The sequence below is a fragment of the Snodgrassella sp. CFCC 13594 genome, from assembly GCF_001590725.1.
Lineage (GTDB): Bacteria > Pseudomonadota > Gammaproteobacteria > Burkholderiales > Neisseriaceae > Snodgrassella.
Genome location: NZ_LQXR01000011.1, coordinates 1 through 15344, shown reverse-complemented (window position 1 = coordinate 15344; position 15344 = coordinate 1). Strand labels below are relative to the sequence as shown.

General features: G+C 40.9%; 14 protein-coding genes, 2 tRNA genes and 1 pseudogene. 11 read left to right on the top strand and 6 right to left on the bottom strand.

The window, feature by feature from the left end; genetic code table 11:
- Positions 1-65 precede the first annotated feature (65 nt).
- Positions 66-1040 carry an RluA family pseudouridine synthase gene (locus A2F46_RS07570; RefSeq protein WP_066568937.1) on the bottom strand — a complete coding sequence of 325 codons (975 nt, stop codon included), beginning with the start codon at positions 1038-1040 and terminating at the stop codon, positions 66-68.
- Between the two features lie 558 nt (positions 1041-1598).
- On the opposite strand from A2F46_RS07570, the gene A2F46_RS07565 reads away from it, so the two are divergent.
- The 3 genes from A2F46_RS07565 (at position 1599) to A2F46_RS07555 (ending at position 4591) form a co-directional block, all read left to right on the top strand.
- Complete coding sequence (locus tag A2F46_RS07565) at positions 1599-4334, top strand: Rne/Rng family ribonuclease (protein WP_231867745.1); 2736 nt, start codon at positions 1599-1601, stop codon at positions 4332-4334.
- A 103-nt stretch (positions 4335-4437) separates the two neighbouring features.
- Positions 4438-4513, top strand: a tRNA-Asn gene (locus A2F46_RS07560).
- 2 nt (positions 4514-4515) lie between these two features.
- Positions 4516-4591: transfer RNA gene (locus tag A2F46_RS07555), tRNA-Lys, on the top strand.
- 132 nt (positions 4592-4723) lie between these two features.
- Here A2F46_RS07555 and A2F46_RS13290 read toward each other — a convergent pair.
- The 4 genes and pseudogenes from A2F46_RS13290 to A2F46_RS07545 all read right to left on the bottom strand — a co-directional run bounded on the left by A2F46_RS13290 (position 4724) and on the right by A2F46_RS07545 (position 6137).
- A complete protein-coding gene (locus tag A2F46_RS13290; protein WP_255358759.1) occupies positions 4724-4960 on the bottom strand; it encodes a tyrosine-type recombinase/integrase in 237 nt (78 codons plus the stop codon).
- A gap of 4 nt (positions 4961-4964) precedes the next feature.
- The gene (locus A2F46_RS13285; RefSeq protein ID WP_255358758.1) at positions 4965-5660 is read right to left on the bottom strand and encodes a tyrosine-type recombinase/integrase; all 696 of its coding nucleotides are present in this window, start codon (positions 5658-5660) and stop codon (positions 4965-4967) included.
- A gap of 62 nt (positions 5661-5722) precedes the next feature.
- A pseudogene (locus A2F46_RS13280) lies at positions 5723-5875 on the bottom strand (helix-turn-helix domain-containing protein); the annotation flags it as partial.
- Positions 5876-5879: 4 nt separating this feature from the next.
- The gene (locus tag A2F46_RS07545; RefSeq protein ID WP_066568797.1) at positions 5880-6137 is read right to left on the bottom strand and encodes a hypothetical protein; all 258 of its coding nucleotides are present in this window, start codon (positions 6135-6137) and stop codon (positions 5880-5882) included.
- Positions 6138-6274: 137 nt separating this feature from the next.
- Here A2F46_RS07545 and A2F46_RS07540 point away from each other — a divergent pair, with 137 nt between their 5' ends.
- The 8 genes from A2F46_RS07540 to A2F46_RS07515 all read left to right on the top strand — a co-directional run bounded on the left by A2F46_RS07540 (position 6275) and on the right by A2F46_RS07515 (position 14270).
- The gene (locus tag A2F46_RS07540; RefSeq protein ID WP_066568796.1) at positions 6275-7564 is read left to right on the top strand and encodes a site-specific integrase; all 1290 of its coding nucleotides are present in this window, start codon (positions 6275-6277) and stop codon (positions 7562-7564) included.
- On the top strand, positions 7557-8375 hold the full coding sequence (locus A2F46_RS12595) for a hypothetical protein (RefSeq protein ID WP_066568794.1): 819 nt from the start codon (positions 7557-7559) through the stop codon (positions 8373-8375). Before A2F46_RS07540 ends, A2F46_RS12595 begins: the two co-directional genes overlap by 8 nt.
- Positions 8375-8872 (top strand): tyrosine-type recombinase/integrase, encoded by a 498-nt coding sequence (locus tag A2F46_RS12590; protein WP_197457609.1) that lies wholly within the window; start codon positions 8375-8377, stop codon positions 8870-8872. The genes A2F46_RS12595 and A2F46_RS12590 overlap by 1 nt, the downstream gene beginning before the upstream one ends.
- A 254-nt stretch (positions 8873-9126) precedes the next feature.
- Positions 9127-12051: a DEAD/DEAH box helicase gene (locus A2F46_RS07530; RefSeq protein WP_197457608.1), complete on the top strand. Its 2925-nt coding sequence runs from the start codon at positions 9127-9129 to the stop codon at positions 12049-12051.
- Between the two features lie 5 nt (positions 12052-12056).
- Positions 12057-12377, top strand: coding sequence for a hypothetical protein (locus A2F46_RS12585; protein WP_197457607.1), 321 nt, complete (start codon positions 12057-12059; stop codon positions 12375-12377).
- Positions 12378-12884: 507 nt separating this feature from the next.
- Positions 12885-13532: a hypothetical protein gene (locus tag A2F46_RS07525; protein ID WP_082783627.1), complete on the top strand. Its 648-nt coding sequence runs from the start codon at positions 12885-12887 to the stop codon at positions 13530-13532.
- Between the two features lie 25 nt (positions 13533-13557).
- Entirely contained in the window at positions 13558-13836 is a 279-nt protein-coding gene (locus A2F46_RS13445) for a DUF4113 domain-containing protein (RefSeq protein ID WP_066568785.1), read from the top strand.
- A gap of 149 nt (positions 13837-13985) precedes the next feature.
- Positions 13986-14270, top strand: coding sequence for a hypothetical protein (locus A2F46_RS07515; protein WP_066568783.1), 285 nt, complete (start codon positions 13986-13988; stop codon positions 14268-14270).
- 350 nt (positions 14271-14620) lie between these two features.
- Here A2F46_RS07515 and A2F46_RS07510 read toward each other — a convergent pair.
- Positions 14621-15344, bottom strand: a 724-nt coding sequence (locus tag A2F46_RS07510; protein ID WP_156471599.1) for an iron-containing alcohol dehydrogenase, incomplete at its 5' end; no start/stop codon positions are given.

Sequence of the window (15344 nt, the reverse complement as noted above, 5' to 3'; positions counted from 1 at the left end):
AGAAAACAGTGAACGTCAGCGCAAATGGGCTGGCGTTTTTTGCGGGTGGTTATTGATTGCTGAGTTTAAACGGCATCGGGTGACCACTGTTGTAAAAATTGTTGTAAATCAGTAGGCAAAGGTGCCGTTAAATGCAGCATATCGCCGAGCAAAGGATGGCGGATATGCAATTCAGCGGCGTGTAAAAACATGCGTTTGAGTCCTATTTTTTGTAGGCGCTTATTGGCTTGGTAGTCCCCATAGCGCTCATCGCCCGCGATGGGACATTGCTGTGATTGCATGTGTACGCGGATTTGATGGGTGCGCCCAGTTTTGAGTGTGGCTTGCAGCAATGTTAAATGAGATAGGCCAATTTGGTGCAGCAGGTTCCCTGAAAACCGTTTTTGCACTTTAAACAAGGTGAGTGCATGTTGGCCTTCCGCATCAATGCGCACCATTTTTTCACCTTGTGCGCCTGTGTACTTGGCCAAGGGCAAGCGTACTTGATGTACTGTTTCTGGCCATGTGCCAACGCCGAGTGCCCAATAGATTTTTTGTGGGTGATTGTTGCGGATGTCTTCATGTAAGCGAACCAAGGCACTGCGTTTTTTGGCGATCATCAATAGGCCGCTGGTGTCTTTGTCCAACCGATGCACCAATTCCAAATAGCGTGCTTCAGGGCGGGCCTGACGCAATTGCTCAATCACACCAAAGCTCACACCACTGCCGCCATGCACTGCAACGCCGGCTGGCTTATTGATGACTAACAAGCAATCATCTTCGAAAATGATGTCGAATTCCTTGGCGGGGATGGGTGTCGTATGGATTGGTTTTTGTGCCATGCGGACTGGAGGTAAACGCACCAAGTCGCCTTCTTGTAAGCGGTCAATGCCTTTGCTGCGTTTTTTATTGATGCGCACTTCGCCATTGCGGATGATGCGCTGGACATGGCTTTTGGGAACGCCTTTGAGTATGCGGAACAGATAATTGTCCAAACGCTGCCCAGCTTCTTCGGCAGCAATCGTTAAATATTGCACACAATCTTTGCTTAACACACTCATCTTGCTTATAATCCATTCGCCTTTATGCATTTTCACAAAACGGTCAAATTGTTTGCAATAACACCATTTTGGCGCATAAAGTCGGGTGATTTACGCGGTAGTAGTGGGCGGTTGCGCTGTTTCAGGCAGCCCACACTGCACCGCAAAAGCGAAATACTAACTGATTTGGTTACAAAGCGCACTCAAAGGGCGTATTTCCTTCATTGACTGGGCACGCCGCCGCAATGAAGATGGTGATTAAGTTTGACCCTTCGGAAAAACAACAGGCAGTCAGACGTGGTATGAAAACCCATGCATACAGGGTTTCCGCGCAGCCTAAATACGGTACTTTCCGGCAGAATAACAGAAGAACGGCTACCTAATTTTGACCCATCATAGCGCGAAAGCGGCACGCAGCAGGCTGTGCATGATGGGCGCAACAACCGCTGTATGGGTTGTTGTTTTGTGATCTTTTTTCCTTCTTTATGATGTTAAGCCTGAATATTGTCCGTTGAACGCGGGTTCAGGTGTCAAATACTGATTACATCGCCTCGTGAGTGCATAACAACGAGGTTTATCATGAAACGTATGTTATTCAATGCCACGCAGGCCGAAGAGCTGCGCGTGGCCATTGTTGATGGTCAAAGTCTAATTGACTTGGATATTGAAACGCTGGGCAAAGAGCAGCGTAAAGGCAATATCTATAAAGGTATCATTACCCGCATCGAGCCTTCCTTGGAGGCCTGTTTTGTCGATTATGGTACCGATCGTCATGGTTTTTTGCCGTTTAAAGAAGTATCGCGTAGTTATTTCCAAGGTTACGAAGGTGGCCGTGCCCGCATTCAAGACGTTTTGTCTGAAGGCATGGAAGTGATTGTGCAGGTAGAAAAAGATGAACGGGGCAATAAAGGTGCGGCACTGACCACATTCATCAGTTTGGCCGGGCGTTATTTGGTTTTGATGCCAAATAATCCCCGTGGTGGTGGCGTGTCTCGCAGAATTGAAGGAGAGGACCGCCAAGATCTGAAAAATGCCATGAGCCAGTTGGATGTGCCGCGCGGCATGAGCCTGATTGCACGCACAGCAGGGATTGGCCGCAGCGTAGAGGAATTGCAATGGGACTTGGGTTATTTGGCACAGTTGTGGCAAGCCATTGAAGCAGCTGCCAAAGAACACAGCGAACCTTACCTCTTGTTTATGGAAAGCGCGTTGGTTATTCGCGCTATTCGCGATTATTTTCAGCCTGATATCGGCGAAATCTTGATTGATACTCAAGAAGTGTATGATCAAGTGCGTGAATTCATGTCTTATGTGATGCCCACCTATTTAGGGCGATTGCGTCTTTATACCGATCACACGCCGTTGTTTTCGCGCTTTCAAATTGAACACCAAATTGAATCAGCCTTCTCCCGTGAAGTGACCTTGCCTTCCGGGGGCGCCATTGTTATTGATCACACTGAAGCACTGGTGTCGATTGATGTCAATTCTGCCCGTGCTACCCGTGGCGCTGATATTGAAGATACGGCATTCAAAACCAATATGGAAGCGGCTGAAGAAGTCGGCCGCCAAATGCGCTTGCGTGATTTGGGCGGCTTGGTGGTGATTGACTTCATTGACATGGAAAACAGTAAAAACCAACGTGATGTTGAACACACGCTGCGTGAAGCTTTGAAGAAAGACCGCGCTCGGGTGCAAATGGCCAAATTGTCGCGTTTTGGATTGATGGAGCTGTCGCGTCAGCGTCTGAAACCTTCTTTGGGTGAAAGCAGTCACACTATTTGTCCTCGCTGCGCGGGTACTGGCTTTATTCGCAGCATTGAATCCACTGCGCTGCATGTGCTGCGTATCATTCAAGAAGAAGCCATGAAAGACAATACTGCCGAAGTGCGTGCACAAGTACCGGTGGATGTGGCCACTTTCTTATTGAACGAAAAACGTGCTGAGCTGTCTGGTTTGGAAGAACGCTTGGATGTTTCTGTTTTATTAATTCCCAATTTGCATTTAGAAAATCCGCACTACACAGTGGTTCGCGTGCGTACTGATAATGTTGAAGAAAATGTACTGCCGAGCTATCGCCAAGTGGAAGAGCCAGAAGATTCGGGTAACCTGCCTTTTTCTATTGGCGAAAACAAACCAGTTAAGCCAGAACCTGCGGTAAAAGGCATTCACCACAGCCAGCCGGCTCCCATTATTGAGCAAGCGCAACCCAGTGTTTGGACACGCTTAAGTGGCTGGTTCTCACGCTTGTTTGCGGGCGATACCGTGACTGAAACGGCTGCTAAACCGAATGAGACTCCTCGACCATCTGGCCGCTCACCCAATAACACTCCGGCTAAACGTCGACCACGCAATCAAGATCGCCGTTCTTCAGGCAACCGCCGACCAAGTGCCGATGAGGTGAGCAATGATGATGACAAGGCAAATATAGATATTGCAACCCGCAAGCCGCGGCAAAATCGCCAAGGTGGTAAGGGGGATAATATTGAGCAGAAGACCGAAGTTGCCAATACGCCTAATGCGCCAACCAATACAACAGCGCCCCAAGGCGGAAATGAAGAGCGCAATCGGAATCGCCGTCGTCGTCAGCGTAATCGCAGTGAAAACGAAGTTGTCACCGCGAGCGAAACAGCGAATGAGCAATTACCTACTGAGGAGCTTACTGATGCTGTGCAGGCCGCCCCACTGGTGGTGACCATTCCAACACAAGCTGCAGAGAAGCCCAACAAAAATGAGCGTCGTAAACCGCGCCAGCGTGATGACCGGCGGCAAGGCAACAAGAAAAGCCGACGCCACATTCCTTCTTCTGCCAAAATCATTCAGTATTTGGACATCCAATCTTCTGCTGACTTGGTTCAGGCAGCCTCTGCCCACGTTTTGGGATTGGTGCCTGCGGTTAACTCGAGATCAACAAATGCAGTTCATCATGTTGAGGACCTAGGAGCCAGCAGAGAGCCAGTATCGTTGGTAACTGAAGCAGCTCAGGCAGTCTATGCCGCCAGTCAGCATGTGATGGGCAGTGATGTTAGTGTGGATCATGTTGATTCTGTTGTTGCCGCTGCGCCGACGCCAACACAACCAGCTCGCGCCATTGAAGAAGCCGCAGTTTCCGTAGCCGTGCCGCAAAGCGTGCCTTTGGCTTTGCCTACATCGGCTGATTTGGGTGGCTTGGTGCTGGTGGAAACGCGAGCTCAAGCGATTGCACCAGACGCAGCCACAGAAGTGCCAACACCGCGATTGCGTCGTCGCGATGTGGTTCATATGGTTGAGCCAAAAGCAGAAGTTGAGCCTTTACAACAAGTTGAGACAAAACGCTGAAACCCTTATGGATGCTGGCGATGAGAAAATCATCGCCCAATAAAAAAAATGTCTTTTAGGGGTTGACGACCTACCGAATCCCCCTTAGAATGCGTGCTTCCTTTCCCCGATAGCTCAGTTGGTAGAGCGACGGACTGTTAATCCGCAGGTCCCTGGTTCGAGCCCAGGTCGGGGAGCCAAAGGGTCGTTAGCTCAGCCGGTAGAGCAGCGGACTTTTAATCCGTTGGTCGAGCGTTCGAATCGCTCACGACCCACCAAGATTTAAGCAGTAGAACAAAGCCTTATGTGGTTATTTTAAATAACCGTGTAAGGCTTTTGTTTTTACTGTGCCAAATTTGTGTCATAAACTTGATCCAATAACACTACATTCTTCCTCAAGTGAATGGGTGCTAGATGGGCATATTTCTGAACCATACCATACTGACGGTTTCCCATCCGCCCATTTCCTGTAAGTCCATTAATGGGACGCCAGATTGTATTAACCAACTAGCCCATGTGTGCCTAAGATCATGCCATCTAAAATTAGTAATACCAGCTGCTTTAAGAGACCGTTTCCAAATCTTTGAATTGATGCCGTTTAAAGGCTTGCCATTTTTTGTGAATACGTAGCGCTGATTACTACCCATGTATTTAGTTAAAACTTGGATTGTTCCAATTATTTAATGGGACACCAAGGTTTTTACCTGATTTGGTTCGATCAGCATATATCCATGCAACCTTCGTATTAAGATCTATTTGAGACCATTCCAGAAGTAATGCGTTTCGCTGCCGTAAGCCTGTCATTAAACTGAACTTGGCTAAATCTGAAAGTAGCTCAGGCAAGCAATTTAATAAGCGTTCTACCTCGTCTTTTTTAAGCCATCTGATGCGCCGCTTAGGTTCTTTGAATGTGGATAGAGCAGGGGCTTTGTCGATCCACTCCCACTCTCGTTCACACTTCCTAAGCACAGCCCTTATCAATGCAATATAACGGTTTTTTGTTGAATTCGAGCAAGAAAGCTGTGTAATCGTTTGCATAATGAAATCACGGTTTAAGCTGTTGAGAGTTTTGCCTCTGAAAGCGGTTAGAAGCTTCATCTTACGTTTATCATCTTCTAAGCTCTTTTTATCTGCTTTTTCAGTAATCCACCTTATACATGCCTCGTCCCAATATACATTTGGCTTTCTATCTAATTTTTTAATACTCCATTGTTCGTGCTTAATTTTGTCGTGAAGTTCTTCTGCCTCTCTTTTGATTTTGGTTGCAGCAGAGCGTCTAATTCTTTTGCCGCTCGCTGTGATGATATCAATGTACCAGTATCCATTTTCTCGTTGATAGATTGGCATTTTTGTTCACTCCGTCGTTCGAGTGACGCTTGCACGCATCCATTTTGCAAATCCTGCAAGAATGCGTCAAGGTCATTTGCCCTGATGCAATATTTTCGTCCGGGCTTACTGGCCTTTAGTAAACCTGAACGAATATGCTGGCGAATCGTTTGATCGTGGCACTGGCAAATCTGAGCCGCTTCTACTACCGTATAGGTCTTCAGTTCTTCAGCCATAAATTCATCCTTCTCTTATTTCGTAAATGGGGAAGCAAGCAGTTTCCAACAGCCGTTGCAAATGCCGTATTGCCTGGTACCGCTGAACGCCATTATCAAGAATCAAATACCCTTCGTGACTGACATAAAAAAACAGGCAATATTTTTTGCCTGTTTCAGTACTACTGGGGACGAGCCGGTAATGTGGGAAATCATTGATGGTTGGCAACCATGATGGCCCAACCTTATGGGTTTCCACTGTTTTGTGTGTATCGGTGATCATGGGTCTTCCTACTTAAGCATGAATAGAATCACTTGAATATTGAACAATACTCCATTGATAAGGATAAGTTGTATGGTATGGTCATCCAAACTTAAAAGTGATGTCTATAGACATTTTTATCCTTTTAGGAGTCTAGAATGGCGACATTAGAACGCATTTACTTTGTTCCTCATTACCTCGTACGCAAAGAGAATACTGTTACATATTCCCCCAGTAGCAGCATTCCCACCATTAAAGACTTACCCCAAATCTTTTGGGCAGACGGTTTACCCTGGAGAGAGGCAAACTTATGGGCTGTAGAGCGGGTAACGACAGGTGATGCGTCATTGAAGACTGTTGCCAGTAATATGAATGGTCTTCTCAATTATGCTAAATTTCTTGAGTTGTATGATTTGCAATGGTTTGAATTTCCTACCCGTAAAGCTGATCGTTGTCTAGTCATATATCGAGGGAGGCTAATCAAGATGCGTGATACAGGTCAGATTAGCCCATCTACCGCATCTGAATATATGCGTAATTGCATAATGTTCTATAGGTGGGCAAAAGATAAGGACCTTCTGTCTCCATACATTGAACTCTGGCGTGAGAAGTCCTACATTATTAAGCACTTTGATCGAGTAGGTTTTGAACGAACTATCAACGGCACTACAACCAATCTCAGCATCCCAAATCGTAAGCGTCTAGGCCAAACTTTAGAAGACGGATTGTTGCCAGTTTCAGAAACTGATCGTGATGCAATTTTGAACTTTGCCTTAAAAAACTCCACGCCTGAGCTGTATCTAATGTTGGCATTAGGTTTTTTTACTGGAATGCGTCTCGGTAGTATCTGCGATCTCAAAATTCAATCTTTGGAACAAGCCACTCCTGACCCTTACGCTAAAGGGCTCTTGCGTATTGCAGTTGGCCCAGCTGCAGTTCCAAAAGTACATACGAAATTCGGGGTGACAGGTGAAGTCTGGATACCTGAGATTTTGCGTGATGAACTACTGAAGTATGCACTAGGTTGTAGAAGATTAGAAAGAGAAGTGAAAGCTTTACCAGAGAATCGCAATCTGCTGTTTTTAACTCGATTTGGGAACGCTTATGGTAGGCGAGGTAGTGATCAATCATCTGCTATTAATGTTGAAATGTCTATGTTTCGAAAGCAGGGTGTCAAAGCTGGATTACCGGTATTACGTAAATTTCGCTTCCATCAGTCACGTTGTACCTTTGGTACTGAGTTAGCTCGTTTGGCACTATCAGTTTGTGATGATGTAGCTATTGTAATTGCAACGGTCAGCTATGCATTGCTTCATGCACCTAACTCTGAAGCTACCACCTTCAAATACATCCGATTCATACAAGCCCTTCCAATCAAAAAAGCGATTTCAAATAATTTTATGAAGGCATTTAGTGGGTTTCGCGTTGGAACACCATACGATGAATAACTCTAAATTTGATCTTACTTTTCCCATGCTTGAATATGGTACATCTGAAACACCATGGGATCTTCAGCCGTGGCTATTTCTTGGTGGTGCCGGAGCTAAGGTGAAATATGTACATCAACAAATCTCGCGAGGAGACCTAGGCAGTCTATTGCCAGAGCGCTTAGAATTAGTGAAGCGATTACATGAACATATAACTGACGATCTTATTGGTGGAGGAAGTCGGTTTTCAGCTCTAAATAAAATTCAAGCATTACGAAAACTCTTTGCATGGGTTGATTTAGAAAACGTATATTTTAGTCTTGATACGGCGGCCAGCATTTTTATTCGTTGGACGGATTATTTGCTCCAATGTCATAAAAGCAGACCAAATTTCAGTGATGGATCTCTATATGATCTAACTAGACTCACAGCAACGATGCTAGATCGAGTATTAAATCGTCAAGCAAGCCTTAGTAAGAGTACTCGTATCCGCAAGCCAAGGAATAAAGCTAAGGTACAAACAAGCAAAGCGGATAAACAAAATTTGCAAATCACTTTCACATTCGGGCATGTTCTAGCAGATATATGTGAAGCATTAACTTGGGAAAGGATAATGGCCCCTCTTCCAGTTTGTGTTTCATTGCATTCTGGTCAAGTGTTAGAAATTTGGTCGGGCTATCTCAATCCCAAAAAAGCAGCCATGCGTAACACTAAACCCAAAAGCCAAGCACAAATAAATGCTTCTTTAGTGGCACGTAATGCACACGATGAAGATCGGACACTGCAACTCGCTTTCCCATCGTTAACTTACGGATTGAGTGTGAATTACTAATGTTTATCTCCCAAACTGGTCTGAATCTCCAGCAGGCTCACACTTTACGAATTGATCAGTTTCATTACACTAGTCACCTAGATGGCTATCAAGTACGTACTTATAAAAAGCGCCGTGGAGGAGAAGTCCTATTCGAAATCTTTACCAGTTATCGAGAGTGGTTCGAGCGTTATATCAAATGGCGTTCTGAATGGTTTTCGGATGAGTCCGATAGCTTGCTTTTTCCGCTGATACGCAACGGAGGACGCATTCTGGAAAAGGCACCTCAATTTACAAACATTAGACGTATCTGTCGAGAATATAGTATACCAATGGTGAGTCCTAAAACACTACGAAGAACGAGAATTAACTGGTTGCTTCGGATGGGCCATAATCCTGAGCAGGTTGCAGAATTGGCACAACATACAGTGCAAACTTTGATGCACGTATATACCAACCCGCATCCACAAATAGCTATGGTAGAAATTACGCGTTTTCATCAACAAAACGACGTTTAACCTTTTATCAAATTAAGATAAAAAGCGTTTGTTAGAAAATGAACAAAGCCTTATTGTAAATAATTAAGATAACATTATTAAAAAAAATTGATTTATCAGTATGCAAAAAAATAGAAATTCTTGGCTAAATTAAATTATAGATGGATTGTATTCAAGAACAAATTTTAGAGAAGTCTACATCCAATTAATAGTTGTTAACTTAATAATTTTATTATATAAATATTTTATTACTTTAATTTTATGAAATTAGTAACATGACAAGAATAACCCTAAAACTGCCTCAGTATGAATTAGCAAGAAAAAAAATTGCATCAAATTATATGCAACAGATAGGACTGCCTGAAACGATTATCAATGCTTTTGTAGAACTTGATACTGAAAATAAAAATTACTGGAAGATTTTGACTGATTTAGATACACCTTTTGATGTTATTTATATTAAACAATGGAATAAACGAGCCGAGATAATTAATGATGTTCCAATATTAAAATTATCAGTAGATACTAATTTAGAGTCTATCAATGAATATACTAAGCTTTCATGGATACAAGTTCCCCTCACCCTCCTATCACCAACTGAAATAACCGCAAGCTGGAATAACCAATTTCAGTATAAACAAGATAATCCGACTTCAGGGCTAAAAGGTCTTAGACCTCCTCAAATTGGTGCTTTACATGCAATAGCTTCAAAATTTACTTCTAAAAAAGATTTTACTCCGCTAACAGTTATTCTTCCGACAGGAACAGGTAAAACGGAAACCATGTTAGCAACTGTTGTTTCCCAGCAATGCTCAAAAGTCCTTATTCTTGTACCTTCAGATTCGTTACGCCAACAAATTTTTAAAAAGTTTACTACATTTGGATGTTTAGCTGATTTAGGTGTTATACCTAAAATTATAAATTATCCTGCTGTTTTTTTAGTTAAGCATGGTTTAAAAACTGAGGAAGAAGCAATTGAGATTATTGAATCTTCGAATGTAATTATTGCTACAGCCTCAATATTAAACCATTCATCTCAGGCTGCAAAATTAAAATTATTTGAACTCTGTACCCATTTATTCATTGATGAGGCACATCATGTTGCTGCCTCGACTTGGAATAATATTCGTGAAAACTTCAAAGATAAGAGAGTTATACAGTTTACTGCAACCCCTTTCAGAAATGACGGTAAAGACTTAGGTGGAAAAATAGTTTTCAATTACAGTCTTGGAGAGGCGCAGGAAGATGGATATTTCAAAAAAATAAGTTTAAAACCGATTAAAGAATATGATTTAAAAGAATCAGATATCGCTATAGCCAATAAAGCCGTAGAACAACTTAGATCTGATATTTCTCAGAATTACGATCATTTGGTAATGGCTAGAGTAAATGAAAAACCTAAAGCTGAGAAATTATTAGCAATTTATCAATCTATAGCGCCAGAATTTAATCCAATTGTTGTCCATTCAGGTTTAACATCATCACAAAACAATCAAAAGCTAGAAGAACTCAAAACTAGACATTCACGTATAGTCATTTGTGTAGATATGTTAGGTGAAGGATATGATCTTCCAAATTTAAAAATTGCTGCATTGCATGATCAACATAAAAGTTTAGCTATTACATTACAATTCATTGGTCGATTTACTCGATCATCAAGTAATACTCCAATTGGAAATGCCTCAGCAATTGCAAACATTGCAGATGTTGATATTCAAGGAGGTTTGCAAAAGCTATATGCACAAGATGCAAATTGGGATTTAATTCTTAAAAGATTGTCAGAAGAAAGAATTAATAATGAAATTAAACTTCAAGATGTTATTGATTCCTTAAGAGGTAATGGAGGGCTAGATAAACAAATCTCTTTATGGAATTTACGACCATCTTGTTCAGCTATGCTGTTTAAAACCGAATGTCAGAAATGGGATATTAGTTCACTTGAAAATTTAAATTTAAGATTTGCTCAAACATGGCATGTTATATCAAACGAAAACAAAATCTTAATTATTTTAGGGGTTAGAAATACCCCAGTGAATTGGGGAAAGTTTGAAGATATTGATGATACCAATCACTATATTTTTATACTAAATTGGGATGAAGAAAGAGAAGCTGTTTTTGTTTATTCGAATGATCATGATGCATTTAAAACTGAAGACATAGCCAAAGTTATTTGTGGTGAGAATACTATTCAAATTACTGGTGAGACTATCTTTAAAGTATTAGATAATGTTCAACTCCCATTAGTTAAAAACTTAGGTTCATCCCAAGTCGGTGCGATTAGTTTTACACAGTTTTTTGGTCCAAATGTTACAGATGGTTTATCTCAAATTGAAAAAAGCAGTTCTGAGCTTAATAACATTGCTGTTTTAGGTTATGAGAATGGAGATAGAGTAGTTTGGGGATGTTCACAAAAGAAAGGAAAGATTTGGTCACCAAAAGCAGGGAATCTTGTTGATTGGCAAGAATGGAGTCAGAATGTTTGGGATAAAATTCACTCTGAAGATGAAATAGATGTGAATAATTTAGTTAAAGACTTTTTAAAACCAATTCGAATCGATAAAGCGTATAAATATTCCCCTCTGTTTGCAGAATGGGGAGAAACGCTACAAAATGCATTTGAAGATAAAGTAAATATTTTGTTTGATCAGACAGAAATTCCTTTGTTTTTAGCTGATCTAGACGTTTTTAAGGATGAATCTAAGCAACTTTATATAAAAATCTATACAGAAGATCTCTTTGGTTTATATCGCTTAAATATTTCAGATCAATTTCCCTCAGGCTACATGTATGAACATATTGAAGGAAGTTTAATATCTATTAAGACTCATAGTTCAACTATTCCTTTCGAGGAAAAAATGGTGAAAGATCCAGTTAGGATCCATTATGTTGATGGCTCAATGAGTTATAACTGTTATTTGATTCAAATAAATTTAATAGACAATACCTTCGATGTAGATGGTTTGAATCAAATTAATTGGACTGTAGATATTACTAAAGAATCAATGGGGAAAGCCCGAACTAGAAATACTGTCCAATTTCAAACTTTGAGTATGATTCAAGATCAATTTGAAATAATAATTAATGACGATGGCAGTGGTGAAATTGCTGATCTCGTCGCTTTAAGACAAGAGAATAACGAAATAATTCTAAGTTATATCATTGTAAATATTCAAGTTCACCTGAAGCTGGTGGAAGATTAGCTGATATGTATGAAGTTTGTGGACAAGCTCAGCGTTCTATACGTTGGAAACATGCGGGTCTAAAACACTTATTCAAACATATCAACGGTCGTAACAATAAATGGCTATCTGAAGGTTTTAGTAGATTTGTAAAAGGTGAGTTAGCTGACTTAGAAAAATATAGAAATATGGCAAATACGATGCCAATTAAATTAGAGGTCACAATTGTTCAGCCTGGCTTAAGTAAATCAGCTATTACCGAAGAGATATCAAAGTTATTGGCATGTACTGAATCGTACATAAAGAAAACAACAAGAGCTGACCTAAAAGTTTGGTGTTCGACATAAGCCTTGTTTTAATCTAATAATCGAAATGAACCAAATGCTTTATCGATTTGAACCATAGATTTAAAATGAAATCGGTTTTTTATGACTTATTTGGTTGTATTTTGATCTAGTTTTTTTATATTTTATGACTAAAAAATAATATAAAGTAATCCTTTAAAATAAAGACTTATTATTTTAGTCATAATATTGGTTACATTTTTCACCAAGGTTAAGTTTCATACCAACTATTTAAAGCTTCATACTGAAAGATGATTTATTACTCGTAAGTTTCATACTAGCTCAATTCAATATGAATCTTTATTGTTTCTAGGCTTTGATACCATCAAATAAAATCAAAGACTTGAGCGTAAATCAGTATGATACTTTTTTACTCTCGTACAATTGGAATGGACATAAAAAGGTTTTTTTGCAACAAATTCAATCTTGCTATGGACATTGGAAAGATTTGTTTAAAGTACACCTTCAGTAGTATACCGCCATGTCCATAGCATTTAATCTTTCCTTTACATTGATGAGTGTTTTGCCGATGTGCGTGGCATAGACAACCTACGCCATCTGGGTTTAGACATTCGGCAGCGTGTACTGCAATGGGTAGGCATTCCAACCTGTGTCGGCATTGCGCCCACGAAAACACTGGCTAAATTCTGCAACCACTTGGCTAAACGACATAGAAGCCATTTTCAAGGGGTGGTGGTCTGGTCAGATTGGCCAACACATATACAACATAGAGCATTGGCAAGTGAACCTGTGACGGAGATATGGGGCATCGGCCGTCGCATCGGTCAGAAATTAGAATACCAGGGCATAAAGACTGCATGGGATTTTGTGAATGCCCACACGCCTAATTTGCGCCAGCAGTTTGGCATAGTGGTTGAGCGAACACAACGAGAAATGCAAGGCATTACCTGTGATGATTTGCATGTAACTGCAGACACGTGTCAAAACCTGATTCGCAGTCGCAGTTTTGGCCAGATGATCACAGAATTGGCACCATTACAGTCAGCCATTACCCACCACATTACATCTGAGGCAGCAAAATTACGTGAACAGAGAACGCAAGCCCATATCGTTACAGTGTTTATCTACACAAACCGCTTCAGAGAAGATTTAACCCAATTACAGCGGCCACAGACAGATCGTTTTACCCCAAGGTAGCAATGACACCATCGCGCACAACCAAGTGGCTCAATTGCTTCTAAAGGCTGTTTTTCGACAAGGCTATGAATACAAGAAGTGTGGAATTGAGCTGAGTGGCATTGAACCAGCACAGGCATTCAGGCAACATGACTTCTGGCTGCCTGAAAATACTGGTAATCTCAACTTAATGAATGCCTGGGAAGGAATCGCAAGTAAATTTGGTCGTCACTCCATGAAATTGGCTTCCGAATTGCTCGCGCATGGTTGGACTCTGACCAGAGATGAGTTGAGCCCTTGTTTTACAACCCTTTGGCATGAATAACCTATTATTGGCAGATAAAAAGAGATTGTGGGATTATTGAATAGATTAGGGCATCTTTGTGCAATATTAAAAACAAGGAATGGATCGTATTTGGCACTTAGTCCTTAATTTTAAGAAACTTAATTAATTGATAGTCAGGACATTTATAAATGATGAATATAAATAGCAGTCATGTTAATGAGTTATTAAGTACGCTTAAAAAGAAAGAACATGAATACCAAAAAATCCGTATATTTTTCTATGTATCTTTGTCCATCTGTATTCTTTTTTTTATAGTAGGTATTTTTATAAAAAATGTAATGTCAATTGCGGGTGGGTTTGTGACAGCAATGATGCTGGGTATGGGCTATTTAGGTGCAATTATGATTTACCATGATGAAATTAACGATTTAAAAAGAAAAATTAAAAAATTAATTGATGAAGAAAATATTTAATTCATGGGGTGCGAAAAATCAATTTATTTTAGTTTTAAAATAGACGGATGTATTTGATTACAGAAATGTCAAATTGGCACGGCACTCAGAAAACATAAACAAATTGGGAATAGAATAAATATGTAGGGGTAAATCTAGATAATTACAATACAAAAATAGATGCAGTCAGTGGCACTTTCAGAGCAAATCCGAGAAGAATAGGTGCACCCACTAGTGCAGTAGGGTAATCCTCCCGCTTTAAATAAGTGCCCAGTATTTAATGTAGAGAGGGATCATCTTGAAGGATCTACTAAAAAAATAAACACCATCAAGAAGATGGTGTTGAGTCGAAATCCGGTACCAGTAAAGGGTTAGTATGCAGCTTTAAAAATGCCAATAACCTGCTCTTTAGTAGGTTGAATCGGGTTGGTTAAACCACAAACATCTTTCATCGCATTCTCAGCAAGTATCTCAAAATCTTCTTCTTTTACACCCAACTCACGTAAAGACTTAGGAATACCCACTATAGCAGCTAACTTCTTAATGGCACTGATGACGTCAAGGTCTTTCAACTCTGCATTATTGGCACCTAAAATGAGACCCACTTCATCTAATCTTTCCTTGGCCGCGCTTAAATTAAATGCTTCAACGTGCGGCAAAAGTAATGCGTTGCATACACCATGAGGTAGGTTATAAAACCCTCCTAACTGGTGCGCCATTGCGTGTACATAACCTAATGAGGCGTTATTAAACGCCATCCCTGCCAAAAATTCTGCATAGGCCATTTGCTCCCGAGCCAGAGTATTTTTAGGATCAGTAACCACGATCGGTAAATTGATTGCAATCAACTCCATAGCCTTCACAGCACAAGCATCCGTAATTGGATTGGCGGCAGTAGAGACGTAAGCTTCAATTGCATGGGTCAGCGCATCCATACCGGTAGCAGCAGTCAAAGAGGCAGGCATACCCATCATCAGAGCAGGGTCATTGACTGAAAGATACGGTGTAACATGTTTATCAACAATGGCCATTTTAACGTGGCGTTCTTCATCCGTAATAATGGTAAAGCGCGTCATTTCAGAAGCCGTACCTGCT

Excerpts from the sequence above, each read along its gene's own strand:
- A2F46_RS12590 (WP_197457609.1), top strand. The coding sequence starts at position 8,375 with ATGTTTATCTCCCAAACTGGTCTGAATCTCCAGCAGGCTCACACTTTA.
- A2F46_RS07545 (WP_066568797.1), bottom strand. The coding sequence starts at position 6,137 with ATGATCACCGATACACACAAAACAGTGGAAACCCATAAGGTTGGGCCA.
- A2F46_RS12585 (WP_197457607.1), top strand. The coding sequence starts at position 12,057 with ATGTATGAAGTTTGTGGACAAGCTCAGCGTTCTATACGTTGGAAACAT.
- A2F46_RS07530 (WP_197457608.1), top strand. The coding sequence starts at position 9,127 with ATGACAAGAATAACCCTAAAACTGCCTCAGTATGAATTAGCAAGAAAA.
- A2F46_RS13290 (WP_255358759.1), bottom strand. The coding sequence starts at position 4,960 with ATGGGTAGTAATCAGCGCTACGTATTCACAAAAAATGGCAAGCCTTTA.
- A2F46_RS07515 (WP_066568783.1), top strand. The coding sequence starts at position 13,986 with ATGATGAATATAAATAGCAGTCATGTTAATGAGTTATTAAGTACGCTT.
- A2F46_RS07540 (WP_066568796.1), top strand. The coding sequence starts at position 6,275 with ATGGCGACATTAGAACGCATTTACTTTGTTCCTCATTACCTCGTACGC.
- A2F46_RS07565 (WP_231867745.1), top strand. The coding sequence starts at position 1,599 with ATGAAACGTATGTTATTCAATGCCACGCAGGCCGAAGAGCTGCGCGTG.
- A2F46_RS12595 (WP_066568794.1), top strand. The coding sequence starts at position 7,557 with ATGAATAACTCTAAATTTGATCTTACTTTTCCCATGCTTGAATATGGT.
- A2F46_RS13285 (WP_255358758.1), bottom strand. The coding sequence starts at position 5,660 with ATGCCAATCTATCAACGAGAAAATGGATACTGGTACATTGATATCATC.
- A2F46_RS07570 (WP_066568937.1), bottom strand. The coding sequence starts at position 1,040 with ATGAGTGTGTTAAGCAAAGATTGTGTGCAATATTTAACGATTGCTGCC.